Genomic DNA, 24,598 nt, shown 5'->3' with positions numbered 1-24,598 from the left:
CGGCCGATGTGTCTTTTCCAGGCCTGAGCCGGCGCTGCGGCAACTGCCGGGCAGGCCCTCCGCGCAGAGGAACATAGGATGTTCGCCCCGGCCAACCAGCCCCATTTCAGCCTGAATATCGACGGCCTCGACAGCGACCTGCAGGTGCTCGAATTCCATGGCCGCGAAGCCCTGAACCAGCCCTACCGCTTCGACATCGAACTGGTCAGCGAACGTCCCGACCTGGACCTGGAAAGCCTGCTGCACAAGGGCGCCTACCTGGACCTGGGGCAGGGCCACGGCATCCATGGCCAGTTGCACCGGGTGGCCCAGGGCGAATCCGGCAAGCGCCTGACCCGCTACCAGGTGAGCCTGGTGCCGCGCCTGGCCTACCTCGCGCATCGGCATAACCAGCGCATTTTCCAGCAGCTGACGGTGCCGCAGATCATCACCCGGGTACTGGAGGAGCACGGCATCCTCGCCGACGCCTACCGCTTCCAGCTCGGCCCCACCGTCTACCCGCCGCGCGACTACTGCACCCAGTACGACGAGAGCGACCTGCACTTCGTCCAGCGCCTGTGCGAAGAGGAAGGTCTCCACTACCACTTCGAGCACAGCCCCGACGGGCACCTGCTGGTGTTCGGCGACGATCAGACGGCCTTTCCCAAGCTGGCGCCGGTGGCCTACCAGCAGGACTCCGGCCTGGTCGCCGACCTGCCGGTGATCAAGCGCTTCGGTCAGCGTCTGGATACCCGTACCGCCCGCGTCAGCCGCCGCGACTACGACTTCGAGAAGCCCAGGCTGCAACTGGAAAGCACGGCGCGCAGCGACAGTCGCCCGGACCTCGAGGACTACGATTACCCCGGCCGCTTCACCGACCGCGAGCGCGGCAAGCTGCTGAGCCAGCGCAGCCTGGAAAGGCACCGCGCCGACTACCGCCAGGCCGAAGGCCGCAGCGACCAGCCGAGCCTGCGCAGCGGCCATTTCCTGCCCCTGCGCGAGCACCCGCGCGGCGAGTGGAACGACCTCTGGCTGCTCACCGAAGTGCGGCACGAAGGCAAGCAGCCGCAGGTGCTGGAAGAGTCGGTCACCAGCGACGCCCGCGACGGCAAGGACGACTTCCAGCAGGGCTACCGCAACCGCTTCCTCGCCACACCCTGGGACGTGCCCTACCGCCCGCCGCTGGCGCATCCCAAGCCGCGCGTGCTGGGCAGCCAGACCGCCGTGGTGACGGGGCCAAAGGGCGAGGAAATCCACTGCGACCGCTACGGCAGGGTCAAGGTGCAGTTCCACTGGGACCGCGAGGGCCAGGCCGACGACAAGACCAGCTGCTGGCTGCGCGTGGCCTCCAGCTGGGCCGGCAAGCAGTACGGCGCCATCGCCATCCCGCGCATCGGCATGGAAGTGCTGGTGACCTTCCTCGAAGGCGACCCGGACCAGCCGCTGATCAGCGGCTGCCTGTACCACGCCGAGCACCTGCCGGCCTACGAGCTGCCGGCGAACAAGACCCGCAGCCTGTTCAAGACGCTCTCCAGCCCCGGCGGCGGTGGCTACAACGAACTGCGCATCGAGGACCGCAAGGGCCAGGAACAGATCTACCTGCATGCCCAGCGCGACTGGGACGAGAACATCGAGCACGACCAGAAGATCCGCGTCGGCCACGAACGCCACGACACGGTGGAGGCCAACGCCTACAGCGAGCTCAAAGCCGAGGAACACCGCACCACCCATGGCGACCGCAAGGTCGAGGTACGCGCCGACGACCACCTGACGGTGGGCAACGACCAGCACCTGAAGCTCGGCAGTGGCCAGTTCATCGAGGCCGGTCAGGAAATCCACCTCTCCGCCGGGCTCAAGGTGGTGCTGGAAGCCGGCAGCGAACTGACCCTCAAGGCCGGCGGCAGCTTCGTCAAGCTGGACGGTGCTGGCGTCACCCTCAGCGGCGCCGACGTCAAGCTCAACAGTGGAGGCAGCCCCGGCACGGGCACCGTGGCGGCTCCTTTGCTGCCGGGCCTGCTCCAACAGGCTGACGCCGACCGGCCCGGGTTCCTCCTGACCCCGGCGCAGATCAATACCTTCAAGCGCAGCGCGCCCTTCTGCGAGGAATGCGAGAAGTGCAAGGAGGGCCATTGTGTCTTCTGAACGCCTCACCCCACGTGAATGGCTGGCCGCGAAGCCGCTGGCCGAAGGCGAGCGGCTGTACGGCGTGTTCAGCAGCGTCAGCGCGGCCGTCCCGCTGAGCGCCTGGAACCGCCAAGGCATGCATCGGGCGCTGCAGCCGCTCTGGCAGGGAACGCCCTACGCCGATTGGCACGAGGTGATGCCCTATCTCGTCGAACCAGAAATCGACGGCAGTTTCCTCGATTGGGTCGGCGAGACCGACGCCGAGGATTGGGGGTGGCTGGCCGTTTCCAGCGGCGACCCCGAGCGCATCTTCGGGCACCTGCGCAGCCTGACCCAGGTACGGATGCCGGAAGGCAACGAAGTGTTCTTCCGCTTCTGGGATGGACGGCATCTCCTGCCGATCCTGACTTTCCTCGGTACCGATGCCGCGACCCTGCTGCCGATGTTCGATCGCTACCTGATAAACGGCCGCGCCCTTCAGGCAGCCGAGGCGGTGCTGCCGCCCGAGCGGCCCTTCCCCTGGTGGACGCCGCCACAGGCGCTGCTGGACAGCCTGGCGCGCGAGGACAACAGCACCTTGTCCGCCAACCTCCTGCAATGGCTGCAGGAAGAACATCCCGACCTCTGTGACTGCCTGCCCGAAGCGAACCTGCGGTTGAAGATCGCCCATCTCGCCCGTCGCGGCAGTGACGTCGCCACTCTCAAGAACGCCCTGCTGGAACAGCTGGCGCTGGAGCTCAACTGATGGACCAGATTGCCGTAATCGAACAGGAGTTGAATGACTTCAGGAACAGCCTGACCCGGTACCGCGAGATGACCGAGAGCTGGTACGCCCGGACGGCCGATGCCGGTAGCCGCGCGACGGACCTGCCATCCCTGCTGGGTATGGAGCGCAGCATCCGGGCGGGTTCCAGCAGCAAGTCGGTGAGCCTGGGCGATAGCGACTTCGGTCTGGTCGCGCAGTGCCCGCTCAGCGGCATCCTGGAAATCGAGAGCAAGTTCGAGTCGGCCTACGAGGTGCCGCTGGGGCGCATACAGGTAGACGTCCGCTCCCGGGACGACAATAGCCTGCAGCAGACCCTGACCCTGGGCGACGACGGCAAGGCCAGCTTCAAGGGGCAGCCCGGCAAGTGGTACTCCATCCAGGTGAACTCCGCGGTCAGTGCGCAACAGGTCGACGAACTGTTCAGCCGCTACGATGGCCTGGCGAACCAACTGGAGACCTGGCTGCGTGGGCAGTGGGCCGGTTTCAGGCCGCAATGGCAGGCCCATGGCGCATCGTCGGTGCTGTCGGCCGCCGGCACCGGCATCCTCGAAGGCAGCTGGCAGGCGGTGAAGGATGTCTGGGAAGGCATCAAGCTGATCTTCGAGATCCTCCAGGACCCGATGAAGTACGCCCACATGCTGGGCGACAAGGCCAGCGAACTGGCCGCCCTGGCCAAGAGCGCGCCGCAGAAGATGGCCCGGGTGATGCTCCTGGCCAGCGACGAGGCGGTGCTCTACCTGCTGCTGCGCAGTGCGACCCTCTGGCTTTCCGCATTGCCGCCGAGCCAGATAGCCGGTACGGCTGCCAAGGAAATTTCCCGCATCCTGGTCTCCGTGCTGATCGACATCCTCATCGCCATCGTCCTGACCGTCGCGGTCGAGGGGACGGGGATTGCCTACCTGGCGGTGCGCCTGGCCAAGTACGGCAAGCGTCTGGTCGATGCCGTCATCGGTTTCGTCAAATCGGTGTTCGGCATCCTCGAAGGCGTGCTCGACTACATCGAGAAATACCGTGTGGTGGCCGCCCGCGGCATCGCCAGCGGTGTCCAGCGTGGCAAGGCGGAACTGATCTGGGATGCGCGCAAGAACAGCACGCTGCGCGAAGTCGATGCCCGGCCCAACGTCGACCGCCAGGCCACGACGCCCAACGAGCGGCCGGCCCTGGCGTGCAAGGAAACCTGCACCGGTGGCGAACCGGTCTCCATGGTCACCGGCGAGGAACTGCTGACGCTCGACGATGCCAGCCTCGATGGCCTGCTGCCTTTCGTCTGGAGTCGCCTGTACCGCACCAGCGCGGTGGAGGTCGACCACGGCCTGGGGTACGGCTGGAGCCACGGACTGGCTCATCGCCTGCTGATCGAAGACGGGCAGGTGACCTGGATCGATCATGAAAACCGCCGCACCAGCTTCCCGCTGCCGGACCGGCAGCGGCCCGCCATCAACAACCGACTGTCGAAGGCCGCCATCTTCATCGGCGCCGACCCAGCCGAACTCGTCCTGGCCCAGGCGGGCGACAAGCCGCGCTTCTACCACTTCCGCCACGACGGCAAGGGCGGCGACCTGATCGCCATCAGCGATGCCTACGGCAACCGCCTTCACGTCGGCCGCGACCTCGCCGGCCGCATCAGCCGCCTGAGCAACGGCGCCGGTCGGGCCCTGGCGTTCCGCTATGAGCAAGGCCGCATCCAGGCCGTGGAATATCAGCAGCAGGTCCCGGCGGACACCGAGGAGGCCTCCTGGCGCAGCGTGCAGACACTGGCCAGCTACGTCTACAACACCGCAGGCCAACTGCTGGAGGCGCACAATGCGCTTGGCGAAATCGAGCGCTACCGCTACGACGAACAGCATGTGATCCTCGAACGCCACCTGGCCGGCGGCGCCAGCTTCTACTGGGCCTGGGAGGGCGCCGGCAAGCAGGCTCGCTGCGTGCGTCAGTGGTCGAGCATCGAGCCCCTGGACTTCCAGTTCGAATGGGACGACGAAGCGGGTACCGCGACCCTGCTCCAGAGCGATGGCGGCCGCCAGGTCTTCGTCCACGACGGCAACGCACGCCTGGTACGCCAGGTCGATCCCGACGGCGCGGTACACGAGAAAGCCTACAACCCGCAGGGGCAACTGGTGGCCGAGCGCGACCCCCTTGGAGCCGTGACCGAGTACCACTACGACGAGGCCGGCCACCTGGTGGCCCTGGTGCCGCCGGAGGAAGAGCCCACCAGCTTCGAGTACCGCGACGGCTTCGTCAGCGCCGTGGAGCGCGGCAAGGCGAGCTGGCGCTACCGCCGCAATGCCCAGGGCGACGTCATCCAGCAAACCGATCCGGACGGCCATTCCACCTTCTTCCGCTACGACGAACGCGGCCGCCTGCTGCAAATCCAGCATCCCGACGGCAGCAGCCATCAACTGCTATGGAACGGCCTGGGCCAACTGATCGAGGAACGCCTGCCGGATGGCGGCGTGCGCCGCTATCGCTATGACGTATTCGGCCGCCAGATCACCCGCCAGGACGAACAGGGCGCCGTCACCCAGTTCGAGTGGGATGCCCTGGGCCGCCTGCGCCAGGTCACCCTGCCGGGGGGCGCCAGCCGCGCCTACGAATACAACGCCTACGGCAAGGTGACGGCGGAGCGCGATGAGCTCGGCCGGGTGACCCGTTACGAATACGACGGTGGCCTGCACCTCGTCACCCGGCGCATCAACCCCGACGGCAGCCAGCTGCGCTACCGCTATGACAACGCCCGGCTGCTGCTCAGCGAGATCGAGAACGAGCGTGGCGAGCTGTACCGCCTCGACTACCACCCCAGTGGCCTTATCAGCCGGGAAACCGGTTTCGACGGGCGCACTTGCGCCTATGCCTACGACCTCAACGGGCACCTGCTGGAGAAGACCGAGTATGGCGAGGACGGCAGCGAACTCGTCACCCGCTACCAGCGCGACGCCTCGGGCCGCCTGCTGGTCAGAACGCAGCCCGACGGCAGCGAGGTCCACTACAGCTACGATGCCCTGGGCCGCCTGGTGGGCGTGGACGACGGCGAATGGCCGCTGGCCTACGAGTACGACCTGCAGAACCGCCTGACCCGCGAACACCAGGGCTGGGCGACCCTGCAATACGGCTATGACGCCCTGGGGCGGCTGAGCCATTGCCGGCTCCCGGATGGCAGCACCCTCGACTACCGCCACCGGGCGGGCGGCGAACTCAGCGCCATCGACCTGAACGGCCAGCGCCTGACCAGCCACCAGTTCAGCTTCGGCCGGGAACGACAGCGCCAGCAAGGCCAACTGCTCAGCCAGTACCAGTACGACGAACAGGGCCGGCTTCTCGCCCACCAGGTCAGCCAGCGCGAGCGCGCGCTGTACCAGCGGCGCTACAGCTACGATGCCGGCGGCAACCTCGCCAGCGTCGAAGACAGCCGCAAGGGCGCGCGCAGCTACCACTACGACCCGCTGGACCGCCTGGTCGCCGTGCGCGGCGACCTGCCGGAAAGCTTCGCCCACGACCCGGCGGGCAACCTGCTGACCCAGAATGCCCAGCAGGGCGACCCACGACAGGTCAACGTACAGGGCAACCGCCTGCTGATGCAGGGGGACTGCCACTACGACTACGACGCCTACGGCAACCTGCTCCGCGAACGCCGCGGCGCCGGGCAGAAGCTGGTCACCCAGTACCGCTACGACAGCCAGCACCGCCTGGTGGGCGTGCAACTGCCCGATGGCCGCCAGGTCAGCTACCGATACGACGCCTTCGGCCGGCGCATCGCCAAGGAAGTGGACGGCAAGACCACCGAATTCATCTGGCAGGGCGACCGCCTGGTCGCCGAAAGCGGCGCAGGCCGCTACCGCAGCTACGTCTACGAACCCGGCAGCTTCCGCCCGCTGGCCATGCTGGACGGCGAAGGCCCGCTGAAGGCCGAGCCCTTCTACTACCAGCTCGACCACCTGGGCACTCCGCAGGAACTGACCAGCTACGGCGGCGAAATCCTCTGGTCGGCCCGCTACCGCGCCTACGGCAACGTCGCCCGCCTGGAAGTAGCGGAAATCGACAACCCGCTACGCTTCCAGGGGCAGTACTACGACGCGGAAACCGGCCTGCACTACAACCGGCATCGTTACTACAATCCCAACACCGGCCGTTTCCTGACCCCGGACCCGATCAAGCTGGCGGGTGGGTTGAACCACTACCAGTACGTGCCTAACCCGACGGGGTGGGTGGATCCTTTAGGGTTGAGTATTTGTTCGGGCAGCGATGCTAGTAAGCTTGGAAAAGTAGATAGCCCGACGGTTAAGATTGGGGGGAGCGAAGGAGTTCCATCGAGTCCTCGTCCAGACTTCTACGTTGGTCCTTCTGGTCCTGACTCGACTCTTCCTGCAACAGGATATCGTTATATGGGATACCAAAACGCTGATGGATCAGTAAATAAGTATGCTCAACAAGCTCTAGATACAGGAACTGCTCGTCTTTCCTACTTCGGCTTTGAGAAATTTGAAAGTGGAGATGCGGTAACGGATGCCTTCCAGATTAGAGCACCTAAGCACGTAACGGAAATTGACCCCCTTCCAGCGTGGAGTGATGGTAGAGTAAGATTGGAATTTAATACTCTTCAATTATATGAGAGGGGTGAGCCAAAAGTATCTGTTCCTTATAGTCATGGCGGCGAGGGGCGCGAGTTGGAGCCGTTTACTGAGGCGTATCCTAAGTATGGGAAAGGTGGTGCTCGACAACTAATACCCAAGTCGGATGAGATTATAGATATTAAGGCTGATCGTGTGGATATTCTTCCGGAGAAATAGTTATGATGTCAGACTCTCAGTCTAGGGCGGCTCTAAAGAAGCTGCTCGCTGACCATGTTGATAAGTCAAAGCCAAGCTTTGAGTCTTTGGTTGAAATTATCGAGGACTCCAGCAGGCAGGTTCCTATTAGAGGTGTCTTGGAATACATTGGAAGTGAAGGGGATGGTAACTTCACAAAGGATGAATTGAGCGTTATAGAGGAGCTTATTTATATGTATGGATGAGGGGCTTTGGAGCGGGATTTTATAGTTTTATAGCTGGATGTCTGTGTGGTTTCTGGAGCTTTTTTTGTGTGGTAAATCGGTTGTCTTTTAAGTGGAGGTAGGTTTTTAATTGACTGCTTGAATGCGACGGAATATGGTGGCTTGCTTTTTAGTTGGCTCCGTGGTTCGAGACCGGTTTTATAAAATGGTCTATTATTATGTTTTGAGTGTGGTAGAGTAAAATTAATTACTATAAATGTGGGGGTTATGGAGGAGAGAGGTAGGAGGTAATTAGGATTATCTCTTCGAAATTAATGGCAACTGATATTGCCACTATCTTGTCAGCCCGGCAGCTTCCGCCCGCTGGCCATGCTGGACGGCGAAGGCCCGCTGAAGGCCGAGCCCTTCTACTACCAGCTCGACCACCTGGGCACTTCGCAGGAACTGACCAGCTACGGCGGCGAAATCCTCTGGTCGGCCCGCTACCGCGCCTACGGCAACGTCGCCCGCCTGGAAGTAGCGGAAATCGACAACCCGCTGCGCTTCCAGGGGCAGTACTACGACGCGGAAACCGGCCTGCACTACAACCGGCATCGTTACTACAATCCCAACACCGGCCGTTTCCTGACCCCGGACCCGATCAAGCTGGCGGGTGGGTTGAACCACTACCAGTACGTGCCTAACCCGACGGGGTGGGTGGATCCGTTGGGGTTGGCTCAAGTTTCCAACGACTGCCCTCTACAGAGACGGGTAGAACTAAATGAAAAATATGAGCGGACAGGCGATCTTCAAGCTGATATTACTCAGCGTGGTAGACGTGAGGTTGCAACTGAGTTTTATCTATCTCAAGGATTTGATGAGGCTAGTATCCCGGGCCACTTGAATGGTATCGATTTTACCCAGTCGGTAAACGTAGAGACTTTAAATAGAGGTAAACGAGTTTATCAATACCAGTCTCCGGGGGCGCCTCAGGGAAACTATTACTCAATAAGTTCTAGTACAACTCCATCGGAGTTGGGGATAGGTGCGTTGGGTGAAAATCGTGCTGCTCGTACAGTAGAACTTAAATTAAAAGGGGTTTATCTGACGAATGAAAAAACAAAAGTCTTGAAGTCGACCGCGAAGGAAATCGACGATACATGGTCTGTTAGAGGTATCTCCCAACCATCTAGCGGTGGCGGTACTCAGGTGTTTACAGGGATGAAAGAAAACTTTGAGAAAATTGATTAGCTGGAGCCGTTATGGATCAAAAAGCTCTATATGAAGTTGTGAGAAAATGTGGTGCAAAGGTGATTTTATTTTCGGATCACCCGGATTTTTTTTCATCTTGGTCAATTAGAGTCTTAAAAAATGGGAAGAATTATCTGATTGAGAATGATGGGCGGGATGGTTGGATGTTTTTTTATATAGAGTTAGGGGAGGGGAGGCTCCAGGAGAAAGAGCGGCTGATCTCGCAATCTTTAAGTGAGTCAGAGATTCTATGCCAGTGTGAGGCATGGTTGTCAGGTTTGTCATAAGGTTTATTATTTTTCTCATATTTGGATTCTAAATGAATTATAAATTACAAACCATGTTTCCATGATCTTCACGCCACTCGTCCTCATTTTTTAATGCACTCTAAAAAGATCTAAATCATTAGGCTGTATTGGTTCGGAGAGATTGGAGGCTGAACTGAAGAATAATATGGCGCAAGATATATGGGGCTGATTGGGGGCGTATGCTGAGATAGCCCAAGAGCCTCCTGCTGAGACTCCTGAGAGAAGACGATGGGTAGCCATATATGCGATTTCATCAGTTGAATATGGTTCGACTACGTATGCGTTTTTGAAAAGATTTAAGGGGAGGATTTGTCACGGCTAAGTCTTGTTGAATACGATAACTTCTATGTAGAGGATATCAGTGCTGTTGGAGAACAAGGGGCGATTCGGAGGAGCTTATGTTTGATGCTCTTGAAAGAATAAATATAAATTTGAGTTTTTCTACCTGTCTGTGGTGTTGCGAATTCTCTCTTTGGTTTTGTAAAGAAGAAATTTGGCTGAGTTCATGAAGAAAGACTAAGTATGGTTTGATTGGCGTGATGGGTAATTTTTCGTCATGTTTAAGGCAGAGATTGATAAGTTACTGAAGCCCGGACAGGGAAATACGCTCATATTAGATGCCTCTCTTGAGCTACCATTAGCTTTTCTAGAAAGCAACAAACTGATCGAAATTAGTGACGGCTTATATCACTGCCACCTTGTAAGTTTGGCAGCTTCGTCCGCTGATCATGCTGGACGGCGAAGGCCCGCTGAAGGCCGAGCCCTTCTACTACCAGCTCGACCACCTGGGCACTCCGCAGGAACTGACCAGCTACGGCGGCGAAATCCTCTGGTCGGCCCGCTCCCGCGCCTACGGCAACGTCGCCCGCCTGGAAGTGGCGGAAATCGACAACCCGCTGCGCTTCCAGGGGCAGTACCACGACGCGGAAACCGGCCTGCACTACAACCGGCATCGTTACTACAATCCCAACACCGGCCGTTTCCTTACCCCGGACCCGATCAAGCTGGCGGGAGGGTTGAACCACTACCAGTACGTGCCTAACCCGACGGGGTGGGTGGATCCGTTGGGGTTGAATACTTGTCTGGGCAGGGAGGCGCAGGATCTTGGCAAGATTGGAGATTCCACAGCAGGAGTAAAGGTAGATTTAGGGGAGCCAGCCACACCTGCATCAATTGGATATGGCCCTAATGACCCGCCAGTCCGAATTCAAGGAGATTGGTCAGAAAGTGATCTTAAACAAGCACTATTAGGACATCCTCCGAGAGGGCTTGGCAGCCCGGATTTACATCATGCGGATCAAATGCCTGGTTCTGCTATACATGAAATAATCCCAGCGGAGCATCGAGGGAATAAGCTTTTGCATCCCAATAGATATAATCAGGGTGTTACTCTTGAGATGCGAGATAGTGATCGGAAGCTCCACTGGTGGTATAGAGCTAGAGAACAAGGAGCTGATCAAAGGCTTCCAGAATGGATATATGATAATAGAGGTGGGAATTAATGGATTTTAATGATTTCAAATCTCTGGTCGTTGAGCGGGTTCGTGAATACCCTGTTTGGTTTGGGCTGCCCTCCGATAAGCTAGCGAACTCTGATGCAGTGAATGCTGCCGAGAAACAACTGTGTGTGAAGTTTCCTGTAGAGTATGTGGAGTTCCTGAAGAGCTATGGGGGGGGGTATTTTGCTTTGGGGGTAGTTTTCTCGTTAGATTGTGAGAGTGAGTTTTATGTTCTTAATAAGAATACATGTGAGTCAGTCTTGAGGTCAGGGTATCTGATCTTTTCCGAGAATGGGGCTGGTGACTATTATGGTTTTCCTGTTGTCTCTGGGGAATGTCGTTCTGAAGTGTTCTTCTATGATCACGAAGATGCTTCCTGGGGAAGTGCTGGTAGTGGAAATTTATTTGATTTCTTGGCGAGGTTTGCACTTTCAAATTGAGTTGTAGTTTGGCTAGGTTTTCGAGGCTCTTGCTAAATATAAAGAAGACCATTTATTCGATGTGTAGATGGATTTTTTGGACTTTGGCTAGTGGGCTGGGTGGTATCAGGTAAAGCTCATCGTTAACTCTAAATTTTCTCGATGATGATTAAGGTTGAAGTGGCGGTAAAATTGAGTAAGCCATATGCAATTACACAGAGATTAACCCACTTGATTTTATGGCTCATAGTGTGTTTTCAGTCAATCCAAGCTTGGCTGCAGAGTGTGTCTGAGCGATTAGTAATAGTAATGGAGTAAATTTCTATATTTAGAAGTCTGGGAGGCCAGGCCTTTATTCTGTTCGAGTTGTGGGAAGCTTAACTAGAGTCAGGTCCTTGCGAAACTTAAAATTGTATGGAAAAGATATTTTACGTTACCGATGCTTACGCTAGTTCTTATCAGCAGGGTGCATATCTTGTAATTGTTAAGTCCCCTTCTGGGGTGCTCTTCGGTGTTTCATGTGAATTTGAAGACTGTACTGCTGATATAGCAATGGCTTCTGTGTCGATCGGCGGAAATTTTGATGAGGCTGACGAGAAATATTCCAAAGTGAACTGGGTTCCTTATAGTGAGGCAGTTGGAATGGTTCCTGCTGCCTGGGAAGATATTATAAATTCCGGGCTTTCTGAGTATGTTATTGGTTATCAGCTTGAGAGCGAGCTTGAGGTGCATAGGTTTAAATAGTCGATTGCTCCTATGGCGATCGAGGCAGAGTGCTCTAGCATAAAAGTGTAGTGGAGGTAAGCTGTACATGTCGGAAATATTTCCCGCCTAGAATCCTTTGTACTTCCAAGACAGTACTATAGCCCGGAAGCCAGCATTGTTACTGTAACCCAGCAACAGCTTTTTCTTGGTTCCAGACCAAATCAAGCTGGCGAGTAGGTTGAGCTACTAATTGGCATGTAGTTTAATGATCAAAAGTTGTACAGGTTCGGAGTTTTATAGGTCAGTATTCAGTGCTGAAGAAGAAAAGCTTGAGTTGCTCGTTGAGGTGTATCGTTAGTATGGGGCGGTGATGTTGTGAAAGTGTATCTGTATGGCGGCGTGCTAGAGTTCGGTAAGGTCGATGTTCTCCCGGGAAACTGATGGAAAAGTATTTCGTGCTGATAAGTAAGGATGTTCCAGGTAGAAGAGGGAATGATCCTGAATGGCCAAAAATAATTGCCTATTCTCCCTTTTTGAGACGTTTTTTATTTCTGGAAGGCTCTGGGCACAGTCTTATGGGAGGAGTGCTCCGCGAAGAAACTGCTGGTCAAGACAAGTGGAGGGTTATATTTAAAGAGCTGAGGGCTGAGTGGATACTGAGTTTTTTGAAGGATAATGATGGTCTTGATTCTGAGGAGCTGTTGAGAGCGCTAGAAGAAAAGCTTGGTAGGTTGGAAGTTATTAATTATTAGCTTTATGGGCTCTTATTGTTTGGTGGGTGTGGGGTTGAAATGTATGAGGTTTAATGATTTTTTTGTAAGTATGAGCGATTTTCTATAGGGGGAGAAGAAGGCTCAGGAAGGTCTATATTTCAATGCCAATAAGTAATGGTATGGTTGATTATGAGGAGTGTTTTGAGGCAGATAAGGCTGCTTTTGGTTTATATATGAGCAACCAAAGTTTGGCTTTGCCATTTGTCAGGCGTTGTCGCAATCGAGAAGTAAATGATTTGTTAATGGTTCAGCCTGGGAGGGATCGCGGAGTTGCAACCTGGGATTTATATGGAAAACACAGTTGTAGATAGCGTGACGTACAAGCCGGAGAGGCTATTGCACAAAACCTCGGGTGAGCTTGTTTCAGAGTGAAGAGGCAACGAGTCGGGTCGTTGGTCATGCTGGACGGCGAAAGACCACTGAAGGCCGAGCCCTTCTACTACCACTCGACCACCTGGGTACGCCGCAGGAACTGACCAGCTACGGCGGCGAAATCCTCTGGTCGGCCCGCTACCGCGCCTACGGCAACGTCGCCCGCCTGGAAGTAGCGGAAATCGACAACCCGCTACGCTTCCAGGGGCAGTACTACGACGCGGAAACCGGCCTGCACTACAACCGGCATCGTTACTACAATCCCAACACCGGCCGTTTCCTGACCCCGGACCCGATCAAGCTGGCAGGTGGGTTGAACCACTACCAGTACGTGCCTAACCCGACGGGGTGGGTGGATCCGTTGGGGTTGGCTAGTACACATGGAGACTGTCTTAACGCCTCTCCTCCGTTGACAACGGCGAAAATTGAAGAAATTACGACAATTCCTAAAGGAGCTCGACCAGATCCAAGTGAGTATCTTTCATCAGAATACATAAAAAATCATCTGAGTCAGTTTGATAACGGTGCATCTAGATTTATGACCCAGAAAAATCTGGATAAATATGGCATTGGTCAGCGTGATGGAACATCTTTCGTCATGCCTAAGACAGAGGCCGATAAACTACTAGAGTCTACCCAAGGAAATGCGCCCGCATTAGAAACTGCTCTTGGGCTGCCATCAGGTTTCCTAGAAAGTAACAAGATGGTCCGTGTTGATATTTCTAACCCTCAAGAACTTAATCTTAGAATTCCATCAGGGAATTAGGCAGGGGCTAATGAATTCTGGATTCCGGGTGGAAAACTGCCAACTGGGAATAGCGAGGCAATAATTGATGTTGGGGGAACCCACATGCCGAAGTTAAAAATTTCTCCAGTCGACTTATAGGTTAGACACGCATGAGGTTTAATGATTCTTATTTCAACAAGGATGAGCGATTTTCTATAGGAATAGAAGAAAGCTCAGGAAAGTTTTATATCTCAATACCAGTAAGCAATGGAATGGTTGATTATGAGGAGTATTTTGAGATTGACAAGAATACTTTTGAAAGTTATATAAAAAACCCCGGTTTAGCTTTACCATTTGTCATACGCTGCAGAAATAGAGAGGTAGATAATTTATTAGTTATTCAACCTGGGAGAGATCGTGGAGTTGCAACCTAGGCTTTAATATAGAAAGCACTGTGTAGGCACCGTAACATACAAGCCCGAGAGCATTACACCAGAGCTTCGGGTAAGTCTGTCGCTCAGAGTGAAGAGGCACAAGCCCAGCAGGAAGTGAGGTATATGTCGGTCAGGTTGGGTGACAAGGTGGACTCTACGTAGGCGGCACTCCACAGGTAATTAATTTAAGGCCGTGGCTATAGGCGTAGAGATAATTAAACAATGACGTTTGATGTGGAAAATTCCCGGGCAATCAGAGATGTAGCGTCTCAGATGATTATACTTTTGATTGACGGAGGGGCGGGTGAATGGGGGAGAACCTTAGTGCTTCAGGTTCGTAATCTTGACTCTGACCCAGAGTCGGTTGCGAGTAACATTTTGTCTATGTATTCAGGGATGGGCTCCCTTAACGATGTTGTTTTGTCTAAGGATGGAAAGATTTTAAAGAAAGAGAATGATAACTTGGATGATCTGCGAGAAAGACTGTATCAGCTGTGCCTATGAGCATTGCTCTTGGGGCGTTGATTAATTTGTTTTCAAATTTAAATACGTGCTGTTCATGCTGTGGTAGGAAAGAGACCAGCCACTACTGAGTCGTGCGACTATCCTTCCGTCACTGATCGCTCTCTACCTGAGGTCTGCTCGTTCCTGGCGCTATTCGCCGCATCCACTGTCGCCATGCATCAGGATTCTCGTCATCCATATGGCTACTTTGGTGGCCTATGTTGAGGCTGAGTGAGGTGGAGGGAGGGATGGAGCGCAGTCTTCAGGGACGAGTGAACGCCGTCACCGGTGCGTTCGGTAACCTTGGGCCGAGGTGGCAGGGCGGCCAGAGTTGAATTGGCGCAAGGCCGGCGTTTCCCGCGGGCATTAAAAAAGCCGGCTTGTGGCCGGCTCTTCAGGGGGTGGCCCGTCCTTACTTCTGGTAAGCAGCGACCGCCTTTGAATGCTGTGGACGCGGCTCTGGGACCGGCGTCTTGGGCGCGCACTTTAGCAAATTCGGCCGGGCTTGCCTAATGGCTTTTCCGCCAGGCGCCGTCGTTGCGACGAGCGTGCCCGTCGCGCGCAGAAAAAAGCCCCGCGCGGGGCGGGGCTTCTTCGTGGCGGGTCACCCCGCGACCATTACTTGGCCTGGAAGGCGGCGACGGCTTTGGTGATGTAGGAGCGCGCTTCTTCGGCGTTGCCCCAACCTTCGACCTTGACCCACTTGCCCTTTTCGAGGTCCTTGTAGTTCTCGAAGAAGTGCTTGATCTGCTCCAGCAGCAGGGCCGGCAGGTCGGTGTATTCCTTCACGTCGTGGTACAGCACGCTCAGCTTGTCGTGCGGTACGGCGATCAGCTTGGCGTCGCCGCCGGCTTCGTCGCTCATGTTCAGCACGCCGACCGGACGGGCGCGGATCACCGAACCCGGGGCCACCGGGTAGGGGGTCACGACCAGCACGTCCAGGGGGTCGCCGTCGTCGGCCAGGGTGTTGGGGATGAAGCCGTAGTTGGCCGGGTAGAACATCGGGGTGGCCATGAAACGGTCGACGAACAGGCAGTCGGTGTCCTTGTCGATCTCGTACTTGATCGGCGCGTGGTTGGCCGGGATCTCGATGGCGACGTAGATGTCGTTCGGCAGGTCTTTGCCAGCCGGGATGCTGCTGTAGCTCATGGACGACTCCAAGGGGGTTGGTCGGGCCGAAAAAGTGCGGCGGATTATAGGCAGATTGCCGTGGCCAAGCCACAGACATCGCTCAGTGCGCCGGAGTTTCCTGATAGTCGGGGTGCTCGCGCTGCAGTCGCTGCAGGCGCGCAAGCGGATCTTGCCGGTAGAACAGCCCCAGTTGCTCGTAGACCTTCGGATAGGCCTGGTGCAGCAGGTCCGGGGCGGTGAAGAAGTATTCGCTGGTGACGGCGAAGAATTCCGCCGGGTTTTCCGCCGCATAGGGATCGATGGCGGTGTGCGCCTCGGGATGGCGATCGAGCTTGCGGTTCATCTCGTCGTAGGCCGATTTCATGGCCGCCGACCAGTCGCCGATGCGCATGTCGCGGTGCAGCGGCGGCAGGCCGTTGGCGTCGCCGTCGAGCATGTCCAGCTTGTGCGCCAGCTCGTGGATCACCAGGTTGTAGGCGTCCCAGCCGCCGCCGCTTTCCACTCCGGGCCAGGCCAGCACCACCGGGCCCTGCAGCGAGGTTTCGCCGCTGCGCTCGTCGTCGAACTCGTGGATCACCCCGGCCGGATCGCGGTGCTTCTGCGGGCTGAGGAAGTCGTCCGGGTAGAGCACCAGCTCGTGGAAGCCGCCGTACCAGTTCAGCTCCGGCAGGTGCAGCAGCGGCAACTGGGCCTGGGCCGCCAGCAGCAGGCAGCGGAAGTCGTCCAGCTCGACGCCGGGCAGGGCGGTGAGGCGCTTGTCGCGCAGGAACAGCAGCGCCCGCTCGCCGAGCAGGCGCAGTTCCTCTTCGCTCAGGCCGTCGAGGATCGGCAGGTGGCGCAGCACCTCGGCCCACAGCTGGGCGTCCAGCGGGTGGCGGGCGAGGAAGCGCCGGCGGCGCCAGGCGCTGAACGACCACATCGCGGTATCAGCGCTCCGAGGCCTGCGGCTTGCCGTTGCGCGCCAGCTTGTGGCGGACCACGCCGATCAGCATGGGCACCAGGGAGAAGGCGATGATGGCGATGATCATCACCGACAGGTTCTGCTTGATGAAGGGCACGTTGCCGAAGAAGTAGCCCAGGGTGACCAGGCCGCCGACCCAGGCGATGCTGCCGGCGACGCTGAAGAACAGGAAGCGCAGGTAGGGCATGTAGGCCATGCCGGCGACGAAGGGGGCGAAGGTGCGCACGATGGGCAGGAAGCGCGCGAGGGTCACGGTCTTGCCGCCGTGGCGCTCGTAGAAGGCGTGGGTCTGGTCCAGGTAGTCGCGGCGGAACACCTTGGAGTCCGGGTTGCTGAACAGGCGCTTGCCCAGGGTTCGGCCGATCACGTAGTTGGTGCTGTCGCCGCTGATGGCCGCGAACAGCAGCAGGCTGCCCAGCACCCACGGGTCCATGCCGCCGGTGGCGCAGATGGCGCCGGCGATGAACAGCAGGGAGTCGCCGGGAAGGAAGGGGGTTACCACCAGGCCGGTTTCGCAGAAGATCACCAGGAACAGGATGGCGTAGATCCAGGCCCCGTAGTTGTTGACCAGCAGCGAGAGATAGGTGTCGAGATGCAGAACGAGGTCGATCGGGTTGAAATCCATGAGGCGCCTTGAAAACCGCGTGGTGAACTGCCGAGCCCGGCATTATAGGCACCCCCGCGTTGCCGTGGGGCGCGCTTTGTCGCAGGCGTCTGCCCACGACAGGTTGCAGGATATTACAGCGCGCGAGTGAAAAGACTGTCGGCATGAAGGCTGCAGTTCCGCAGTGGAAATCTCTGTCAGAACCTCGCCCGATGTCCCTGTCCGGGGGCGCTTTTGGCGCCGGTGCGGCTGTCGAAGCGGGGCCGGGCTAGCGCAGGCTCGCCTGCCAGTCCAGGGTTGGCGCCGCTGGGCGGTTGTCGGCGCCTTCGCGGGCGCGGTCGTTGCCGGCGGCGCCTGGTACCTGCTCGGCTAGCGGGTGTTCGGCCACGGCGCGGATGCCCTGGGCGGTTTCCAGGTGGGCGTCGGCGATCAGCTGTTGCAGGCGCCCGCTCTGGCGCAGCGTGCGCAGGCCGCGGTCGAGGTTGGCGGCCAGCGCCTCGCCGCCGGTGCGGGTCTTGGGAATCAGCACGTAGAGGGGCTTGACCTCCAGCGGCGGCTCGATGAATTCCAGCTGCTCGCGCAGCGCCGGGGCGTTGCGCGCCAGCAGGTGGTAGCCGGTGTAGCGGTCCACCACTGCCAGGTCGAGGCGCCCGCGCAAGAGTTTTTCCAGGTTCTGCCAGTCGTTGTTGACCACTTCCTTGGTGAGGAAGTCGGCCTTGTCGAAGTCCGCCTGGTTGACGTAGCCGCGCACCACGCCGATGCGGTAGGGGCGCAGGCTGTCGAGGTCGCCGGCGCGGTAGGCGATGGCGCGGTCGCGGCGGTGGAAGAAGCCCAGTTGCGAGTCCAGCAGCGGCATCGAGGTGTAGAAGTCGCGGCTGCGGTCGGCCGACAGGTAGGCCGGCATCAGGGCGTCGTAGTGGCCTTCGCGGGTTTCGTTGAGGGCCCGCTGCCAGGGCAGGAACACCCGCTCGGCGCGGTCGCCGTTGAGCGCCAGGGCCTCGTCGAGGATACGGCTGGCCAGGCCCTGGCCGGGCAGGTCGGCGCCGACGTAGGGCTCCCAGTCGAGGGTGGCCACGCGCAGGGTATCGGCCTGGACGGTGCCCAGGCCTAACAGCAGGAGCAGGGAGAAGTGACGCAGTAGACGCTGGGGAATGCCCATGGAGCCCCTTAGCCGCCGAACGCCGGGCGGCACGTGCGATGCTTCACTGTAATGCTGGCGTTAAGCCATTGCCAGCGTAATGCGCCCTCGGCTTAGACGAGATCGTCACTGATGGGCAGGATGTAGTTCTTGAACTCGGTGTCCTCGCGGAAGCCGATGGACTCGTAGACCTTCTGCGCCACCTCGTTGTTGGTGCTGGTGGACACGCGCATGCGCACGGCGTTGGTTTCCCGCGCCATCTGCCGGGCGTGCTGCAGCAGGTGGTCGGCCACCAGCTGGCGGCGGGCGTCCTCGGCGACGTAGATGTCGTTGAGTATCCACACGCGCTTGAGCGACAGCGAGGAGAAGCTCGGGTAGAGCTGGCAAAAGCCCAGCAGCTTGTCGTCGCTGTCGTCCGGCAGCGCCAGGTAGATCACCGACTCCTTGCGCTTGAGGCGCTTCTCGAGGAATTTCCGCGAGGATTCGGGGTAGGGCAGCATCCCGTAGAACTCACGGTACTTGACGAACAGCGGGGCGAGCAGGTCGAGGTGATCGAGGGTGGCTTGCACGATGCGCATGGGCGGATCTCTGCGTTCGGTGAATGGGCTGCTGTCACGATGCAGGTGCTGTGCCAGCACAGCACTGCCCGGATGCTGCACCAGAAATCGTTGAAAGCGCAATCCAAGCGAGCGTTTGATCGACAGTGGTGTTTCGGCCGGACGCAGGGCAATTGTCTTGCCGGCTGCGCCGAGGCGCTTTTCGTAGGATGGGTTGAGCCTGCGAAACCCGTGCGGTCAGGGTGATGGGTATCGCTTTGCTCAACCCATCCTACGAAGCAGGAGCGTGCCCTAGCGCCCGGCCAGCAGGAAGTTGGCCCCCGGCCCCTGGCCTTCCAGTGTCGGCAGTTCCGCCTCGTCCTTCAGGTTCACCCCCGAGAGCTGGCGGCGGCAGGCTTCGCGCATCAGGTACAGCAGGCGGTGGGCGGCCATGCCGTAGCTCAGGCCTTCCAGGCGCACGTTGGAGATGCAGTTGCGGTAGGCGTCGTTCAGGCCGACCTTCGGCGCCCAGGTGAAGTACAGGCCGAGGCTGTCCGGCGAGCTGAGGCCGGGGCGTTCGCCGATGAGGATGACCACCATCTTCGCCCGCAGCAGTTCGCCCACCTCGTCCGCCACCGCCACGCGCCCCTGTTGCACCAGGGCCACCGGCGACAGGCTCCAGTTCTCGGCCGCGGCCATGTCCTCCAGGCGTTCCAGGAAGGGCAGGGCATGACGCTGCACGGCCAGCGCAGAGAGACCGTCGGCCACCACCACGGCCAGGTCGTAGCCCGCGGGGTTGGCCTCGCCGTGCTGGCGCAGCAGCGCCGCCGAGTCTTCATTCAGGCGGCGGCCCAGGTCGGGGCGCTGCAGGTAGGTGTGGCGGTCGGCGGCGGCGCTGTGCAGCAGCAGGCTGGCGCGCCCGCGTTCGGCCAGGGCGGCGCTCAGGCCGGCATGGTCGAAGCTCAGGTGCACGGCGTCGCGGGCCTGGGCATGGGCGAACTGGAAGTCCAGTTGCGCCCTGGTCGGCAGGCTGGTGCCGGCGCGGCCCAGGGCGATGCGCGCGGGGGTCAGGCGGCGCAGTTCCTGCCAGGGGTTGGGGGTGGCGGTGGACTTCTTTTCGCTCATCCGCGCGTCCTCAGTTCAGTTGCGCCAGGGCCGGGCGGAACGCCGGCGGCAGTTGCTCGGCCAGGCGCACCTTGCCTTCGCGCTGCTGCAGGATGTGCATGCGTTCCAGCCACTCCTCGAACTCCGGCGCCGGGCGCAGGCCCAGGCTCTGGCGGGCGTAGAGGGCGTCATGGAAGGAGGTGGTCTGGTAATTGAGCATCACGTCGTCGGAGCCGGGGATGCCCATGATGAAGTTGATGCCGGCCACGCCCAGCAGGGTCAGCAGCATGTCCATGTCGTCCTGGTCGGCCTCGGCATGGTTGGTGTAGCAGATGTCGCAGCCCATGGGCACGCCCAGCAGCTTGCCGCAGAAGTGGTCTTCCAGGCCGGCGCGGATGATCTGCTTGCCGTTGTACAGGTATTCCGGGCCGATGAAGCCGACCACGGTGTTCACCAGGAACGGCTTGAAGTGCCGCGCCACGGCGTAGGCGCGGGCCTCGCAGGTCTGCTGGTCGACGCCGTGGTGGGCGTTGGCCGAGAGCGCGCTGCCCTGGCCGGTCTCGAAGTACATGAGGTTGTCGCCCAGTGTCCCGCGCTTGAGCGACAGGCCGGCCTCGTAGCCTTCCTGCAGCACCGCCAGGCTCACGCCGAAGCTGGCGTTGGCCGCCTCGGTGCCGGCGATGGACTGGAACACCAGGTCCAGCGGCGCGCCGCGGTTGATCGCCTCGATGGAGCTGGTGACGTGGGTGAGCACGCAGGACTGGGTGGGGATTTCGTAGCGCTGGATGATGGCGTCGAGCATTTCCAGCAGGGTGCAGATGGATTGCAGGCTGTCGGTGGCCGGGTTGATCCCCAGCATGGCGTCGCCGTTGCCGTAGAGCAGGCCATCGAGGACGCTGGCGGCGATGCCGGCCGGATCGTCGGTGGGGTGGTTGGGCTGCAGCCGGGTGGACAGCCGGCCGCGCAGCCCCTGGGTATTACGGAAGCGGGTGACCACGCGGATTTTCTGCGCCACCAGCACCAGGTCCTGCACGCGCATGATCTTCGATACCGCGGCCGCCATCTCCGGCGTCAGCCCCGGCGCCAGGGCGCGCAGGCTGGCCTCGTCGGCGGCGTCGCCGAGCAGCCAGTCGCGGAAGTCGCCCACCGTCAGGTGGCTGACCGGGGCGAAGGCGGCGCGGTCGTGGCCGTCGATGATCAGGCGGGTGACTTCGTCGGCTTCGTAGGGGATCAGCGCCTCGTCGAGGAAGCGCTTGAGCGGCACCTCGGCCAGGGCCATCTGCGCGGCCACGCGCTCGGCGTCGCTGCTGGCGGCGACGTCGGCCAGGCAGTCGCCGGAGCGCGCCGGGCTGGCCTTGGCCATCAGTTGCCTGAGGCTGTCGAAGCGCCAGGTCTGGCCACCGACGCTGTGGGCGTATCCGGGCATGGGAACTCCTTGTGCTCAACGGCGCCAGGCCTCGCGGCCCGGCGCGGGTGGATCAACCTTCGCTGGCGAAGCTGGCCGGTACGCCACGGCGCGCGGCGATCACCAGGTTGCAGCAGATGAAGCCGGCGAGCATCAGTGCCAGGAACACCAGGGCGATCACCTGGTTGTACCACAGCATGGCCGCCAGGCAGACCAGCGCCAGGGCCAGGGCGATGCCCGGCACGATCGGGTAGCCGGGCGCGCGGAAGGTGCGCTCCAGGTGCGGCTCGCTGCGGCGCAGCTTGAACAGGCTGAGCATGCTCATGATGTACATGACGATGGCGCCGAACACGCTCATGGTGATCATCGCGGCGGTCAGGGTCATGCCCTGCAGGCTGATCAGGTTGTCGCTGAAGATCGCCGCGATGCCCACCACGCCGCCGGCGAGGATGGCCCGGTGCGGGGTCTGGAAGCGCGACAGCTTCGCAAGGCTTGCGGGCAGGAAGCCGGCGCGGGCCAGGGCGAAGAACTGCCGCGAGTAGCCGAGGATGATGCCGTGGAAGCTGGCCACCAGGCCGAACAGGCCGATCCACACCAGCATGTGCATCCAGGTGGAGTTGTTGCCGACCACCGCTTTCATGGCCTGCGGCAGCGGGTCGTTGATGTTCGACAGCTCGCGCCAGTCGCCGACGCCGCCGGCGAAGATCATCACGCCGATGGCCAGGGTCACCAGGGTGAGGATGCCGGCGATGTAGGCGCGCGGGATGGTGCGTTTCGGGTCCTTGGCTTCCTCGGCGGCCATGGCCGCGCCCTCGATGGCGAGGAAGAACCAGATGGCGAAGGGAATGGCCGCGAAGATGCCGCCGATGGCCGCGCTGCTGAAGGTGCTGGAGCCGGCCCAGCCGTTGAGCACGAAGTTGCTGAAGCTGAAGCCCGGCGCCACCACGCCCATGAACACCAGCAGCTCGGCCACCGCGAGCACGGTGACCACCAGCTCGAAGGTGGCGGCGATGCTCACGCCGAGGATGTTCAGTGTCATGAAGATGGCGTAGGCGCCGGTGGCCGCCCATTTCGGGTCCAGCGCCGGGAACTGCACGTTGAGGTAGGCGCCGATGGCCATGGCGATGGCCGGCGGGGCGAAGACGAACTCGATCAGGGTGGCGATGCCGGCGATGGTCGCGCCGGTCTTGCCGAAGGCCCGCAGGCTGTAGGCAAAGGGGCCGCCGGCGTGGGGGATGGCGGTGGTCAGCTCGGTGTAGCTGAAGATGAAGCAGGTGTACATCAGGGCCACCATCAGGGTGGTGACCAGGAAGCCCAGGGTGCCGGCGGTGCCCCAGCCGTAGCTCCAGCCGAAGTACTCGCCGGAAATCACCAGGCCCACGGCCAGGCCCCAGAGGTGCAAGGTTCCCAGCGTCGGTTTTAGTTGTGATGCGCTCATTGCGGACTCCTCTGCCCCTCGGGGCGTGGACGGGTTGCCTGGCTTCGATGGTAGCGACGGCGGGGGCCCAGGACTTGACCCTGGAGCCCGCCGTGCGGCCTCTGCGGTCAAGTTGCAACGAGGTGTTACCCATCGCCCCAGGATGGCGCGCGGCCTGCACGGGAATGTCGCGTCCAGGGGCCGATGCGGCGGCTGTCATGGGGTATTTCGGGGTTCCGGGGCGAGGCACGGTAATTGCTAACGGTAATTGCTAAGTAGTTTTGTCGGATAAGCGATCAATAACAACGAGCGTGCCCATGAACCCGTCCCTGTTTTCCTGTGCCGTCGCCACGCCCTCGGCGAGCAACCTGGGCGTGCTGTCCGCCGCCGCCAGCGGCCTGGATGGCTTCATCACCGCCCAGGGCGGCGATATCGACCGCGTCTTCGGCCGCGCCGGCATCGACCCCGAGCGCCTGCGCCACCCCACCCTGAGCCTGGCCCTGACCAACTACTGCCAGGTGCTGGAGGAGGCGGCGCGGCAGTCCGGCTGCGACAACTTCGGCCTGCGCTACGGCCAGCAGTTCCAGCCCCGCGCCCTCGGCCTGCTGGGCTACGTGGGGCTCTGTTCGGAAACCCTGGAAGACGCCCTGCGCAACTTCGCCGCGGCCTTTCCCTTCCACCAGCACAGCACCCTGATCCGCCTGGTGGATTGCGGCGAGTGCTTCCGCTTCGACTACCAGGTGCAGCACGGCGCCATCCTCGACCGCCGCCAGGATGCCGAACTGACCATGGGCATGGCGCTGAACCTGCTGCGCCACGCCCTCGGCCAGGACTGGTCGCCGCGCGCGGTGGGCTTCGAGCATGCCCGTCCGGAGGACTGGCAGGAGCACGCGCGGGTGTTCGGCGCGCCGGTGCATTTCCAGCGCGGCTGCAATTCGCTGCTGGTGCCCAAGGCCGACATCAAGGGCCGGCTGATGCCCGAGCGCGACGCCAACCTGCTGTTCCTGGTGCAGGACGTGATCCGCCGCCTGGGCGAGCAGGGCCGCGGGCCGGACCTGCTGGAAGACGCCGGCACCCAGATCCGCCTGGCCCTGAGCGAGGGCGAACCGGTGCTGGAACTGATCGCCGAGCGCCTGGAGCTGACCACCGCCGGCCTGCAACGGCGCCTGCGCGAGGCCGGGCTGAGCTTCAGCCAACTGGTGGAAAACACCCGCCGCGAACTGGCGGTGCACTACCTGCGCCAGCGCCAGCGGCCGATCTCCGAACTGGCGCCGCTGTTGGGCTACTCCGAGACCAGCGCCTTCTCCCGCGCCTTCCGCCGCTGGTTCGGCGTGAGCCCGCGGCAATGGCGCAGCGACGAAGCCTGATCTTCCCGGCCGCGCCGGCGCACGCCTGCAACGTAGGATCTTGACCGCGATAACCGGAGATTCCGGCGCGGATTATGCTGCGCCACCCGCGTCATCCCCATGTAGGAG

Annotated in this window: 18 protein-coding genes and 3 pseudogenes; 13 read left to right on the top strand and 8 right to left on the bottom strand. The window is 60.4% G+C overall.

Annotated features, from left to right (window positions below):
• Positions 1-78 precede the first annotated feature (78 nt).
• From PcP3B5_RS25280 to PcP3B5_RS32670, 12 genes and pseudogenes are all read left to right on the top strand, one after another.
• Positions 79-2,121: a type VI secretion system Vgr family protein gene (locus tag PcP3B5_RS25280; protein ID WP_061562712.1), complete on the top strand. Its 2,043-nt coding sequence runs from the start codon at positions 79-81 to the stop codon at positions 2,119-2,121.
• On the top strand, positions 2,111-2,848 hold the full coding sequence (locus PcP3B5_RS25275; RefSeq protein ID WP_043273225.1) for a DUF4123 domain-containing protein: 738 nt from the start codon (positions 2,111-2,113) through the stop codon (positions 2,846-2,848). The genes PcP3B5_RS25280 and PcP3B5_RS25275 overlap by 11 nt, the downstream gene beginning before the upstream one ends.
• On the top strand, positions 2,848-7,653 hold the full coding sequence (locus tag PcP3B5_RS31170; protein WP_082816416.1) for an RHS repeat-associated core domain-containing protein: 4,806 nt from the start codon (positions 2,848-2,850) through the stop codon (positions 7,651-7,653). The genes PcP3B5_RS25275 and PcP3B5_RS31170 overlap by 1 nt, the downstream gene beginning before the upstream one ends.
• 2 nt (positions 7,654-7,655) lie before the next feature.
• Positions 7,656-7,877, top strand: a complete 222-nt coding sequence (locus PcP3B5_RS25265; protein WP_061562711.1) for a hypothetical protein — start codon at positions 7,656-7,658, stop codon at positions 7,875-7,877.
• Positions 7,878-8,198: 321 nt separating this feature from the next.
• Positions 8,199-9,086, top strand: a pseudogene (locus tag PcP3B5_RS31165) (polymorphic toxin type 46 domain-containing protein); the annotation flags it as partial.
• Between the two features lie 1,024 nt (positions 9,087-10,110).
• Positions 10,111-10,474, top strand: a pseudogene (locus PcP3B5_RS32270) (RHS repeat-associated core domain-containing protein); the annotation flags it as partial.
• A gap of 421 nt (positions 10,475-10,895) precedes the next feature.
• A complete protein-coding gene (locus PcP3B5_RS30420; RefSeq protein WP_070065514.1) occupies positions 10,896-11,333 on the top strand; it encodes an SMI1/KNR4 family protein in 438 nt (145 codons plus the stop codon).
• A 393-nt stretch (positions 11,334-11,726) separates the two neighbouring features.
• Positions 11,727-12,056 carry a hypothetical protein gene (locus PcP3B5_RS25250; RefSeq protein ID WP_061562708.1) on the top strand — a complete coding sequence of 110 codons (330 nt, stop codon included), beginning with the start codon at positions 11,727-11,729 and terminating at the stop codon, positions 12,054-12,056.
• 401 nt (positions 12,057-12,457) lie between these two features.
• A complete protein-coding gene (locus tag PcP3B5_RS31655; RefSeq protein WP_145923946.1) occupies positions 12,458-12,769 on the top strand; it encodes a hypothetical protein in 312 nt (103 codons plus the stop codon).
• Positions 12,770-13,182: 413 nt separating this feature from the next.
• Positions 13,183-13,553 (top strand): annotated as a pseudogene (locus tag PcP3B5_RS32395) (RHS repeat-associated core domain-containing protein); the annotation flags it as partial.
• 506 nt (positions 13,554-14,059) lie between these two features.
• On the top strand, positions 14,060-14,323 hold the full coding sequence (locus PcP3B5_RS25240; RefSeq protein WP_061562707.1) for a hypothetical protein: 264 nt from the start codon (positions 14,060-14,062) through the stop codon (positions 14,321-14,323).
• 222 nt (positions 14,324-14,545) lie between these two features.
• Positions 14,546-14,827 (top strand): DUF6966 domain-containing protein, encoded by a 282-nt coding sequence (locus tag PcP3B5_RS32670; RefSeq protein WP_418323297.1) that lies wholly within the window; start codon positions 14,546-14,548, stop codon positions 14,825-14,827.
• Positions 14,828-15,445: 618 nt separating this feature from the next.
• Here PcP3B5_RS32670 and ppa read toward each other — a convergent pair.
• From ppa to eat, 8 genes are all read right to left on the bottom strand, one after another.
• Positions 15,446-15,976, bottom strand: a complete 531-nt coding sequence (gene ppa / locus PcP3B5_RS25235) for an inorganic diphosphatase (RefSeq protein ID WP_009615962.1) — start codon at positions 15,974-15,976, stop codon at positions 15,446-15,448.
• 82 nt (positions 15,977-16,058) lie between these two features.
• A complete protein-coding gene (locus PcP3B5_RS25230) occupies positions 16,059-16,877 on the bottom strand; it encodes a M90 family metallopeptidase (protein ID WP_061562706.1) in 819 nt (272 codons plus the stop codon).
• Between the two features lie 7 nt (positions 16,878-16,884).
• Positions 16,885-17,544, bottom strand: a complete 660-nt coding sequence (locus PcP3B5_RS25225; protein WP_009615964.1) for a DedA family protein — start codon at positions 17,542-17,544, stop codon at positions 16,885-16,887.
• A 247-nt stretch (positions 17,545-17,791) separates the two neighbouring features.
• A complete protein-coding gene (locus tag PcP3B5_RS25220; protein WP_061562705.1) occupies positions 17,792-18,682 on the bottom strand; it encodes a substrate-binding periplasmic protein in 891 nt (296 codons plus the stop codon).
• A gap of 92 nt (positions 18,683-18,774) precedes the next feature.
• Complete coding sequence (locus PcP3B5_RS25215; RefSeq protein ID WP_009615966.1) at positions 18,775-19,239, bottom strand: GNAT family N-acetyltransferase; 465 nt, start codon at positions 19,237-19,239, stop codon at positions 18,775-18,777.
• 270 nt (positions 19,240-19,509) lie between these two features.
• Positions 19,510-20,322 carry an ethanolamine ammonia-lyase subunit EutC gene (gene eutC / locus PcP3B5_RS25210; RefSeq protein WP_061562704.1) on the bottom strand — a complete coding sequence of 271 codons (813 nt, stop codon included), beginning with the start codon at positions 20,320-20,322 and terminating at the stop codon, positions 19,510-19,512.
• 10 nt (positions 20,323-20,332) lie between these two features.
• A complete protein-coding gene (locus tag PcP3B5_RS25205) occupies positions 20,333-21,727 on the bottom strand; it encodes an ethanolamine ammonia-lyase subunit EutB (protein ID WP_061562703.1) in 1,395 nt (464 codons plus the stop codon).
• 52 nt (positions 21,728-21,779) lie between these two features.
• The gene (gene eat, locus PcP3B5_RS25200; RefSeq protein WP_043273217.1) at positions 21,780-23,144 is read right to left on the bottom strand and encodes an ethanolamine permease; all 1,365 of its coding nucleotides are present in this window, start codon (positions 23,142-23,144) and stop codon (positions 21,780-21,782) included.
• A gap of 296 nt (positions 23,145-23,440) precedes the next feature.
• On the opposite strand from eat, the gene qhpR reads away from it, so the two are divergent.
• On the top strand, positions 23,441-24,490 hold the full coding sequence (gene qhpR / locus PcP3B5_RS25195; RefSeq protein WP_009615970.1) for an AraC-like transcriptional regulator QhpR: 1,050 nt from the start codon (positions 23,441-23,443) through the stop codon (positions 24,488-24,490).
• Positions 24,491-24,598: the final 108 nt, after the last annotated feature.

The organism is Pseudomonas citronellolis (assembly GCF_001586155.1).
Taxonomy (GTDB): Bacteria; Pseudomonadota; Gammaproteobacteria; order Pseudomonadales; family Pseudomonadaceae; genus Pseudomonas; species Pseudomonas citronellolis.
Note: the sequence above shows the minus strand (reverse complement) of the source record. Positions and strands in the feature narration are given on the sequence as shown.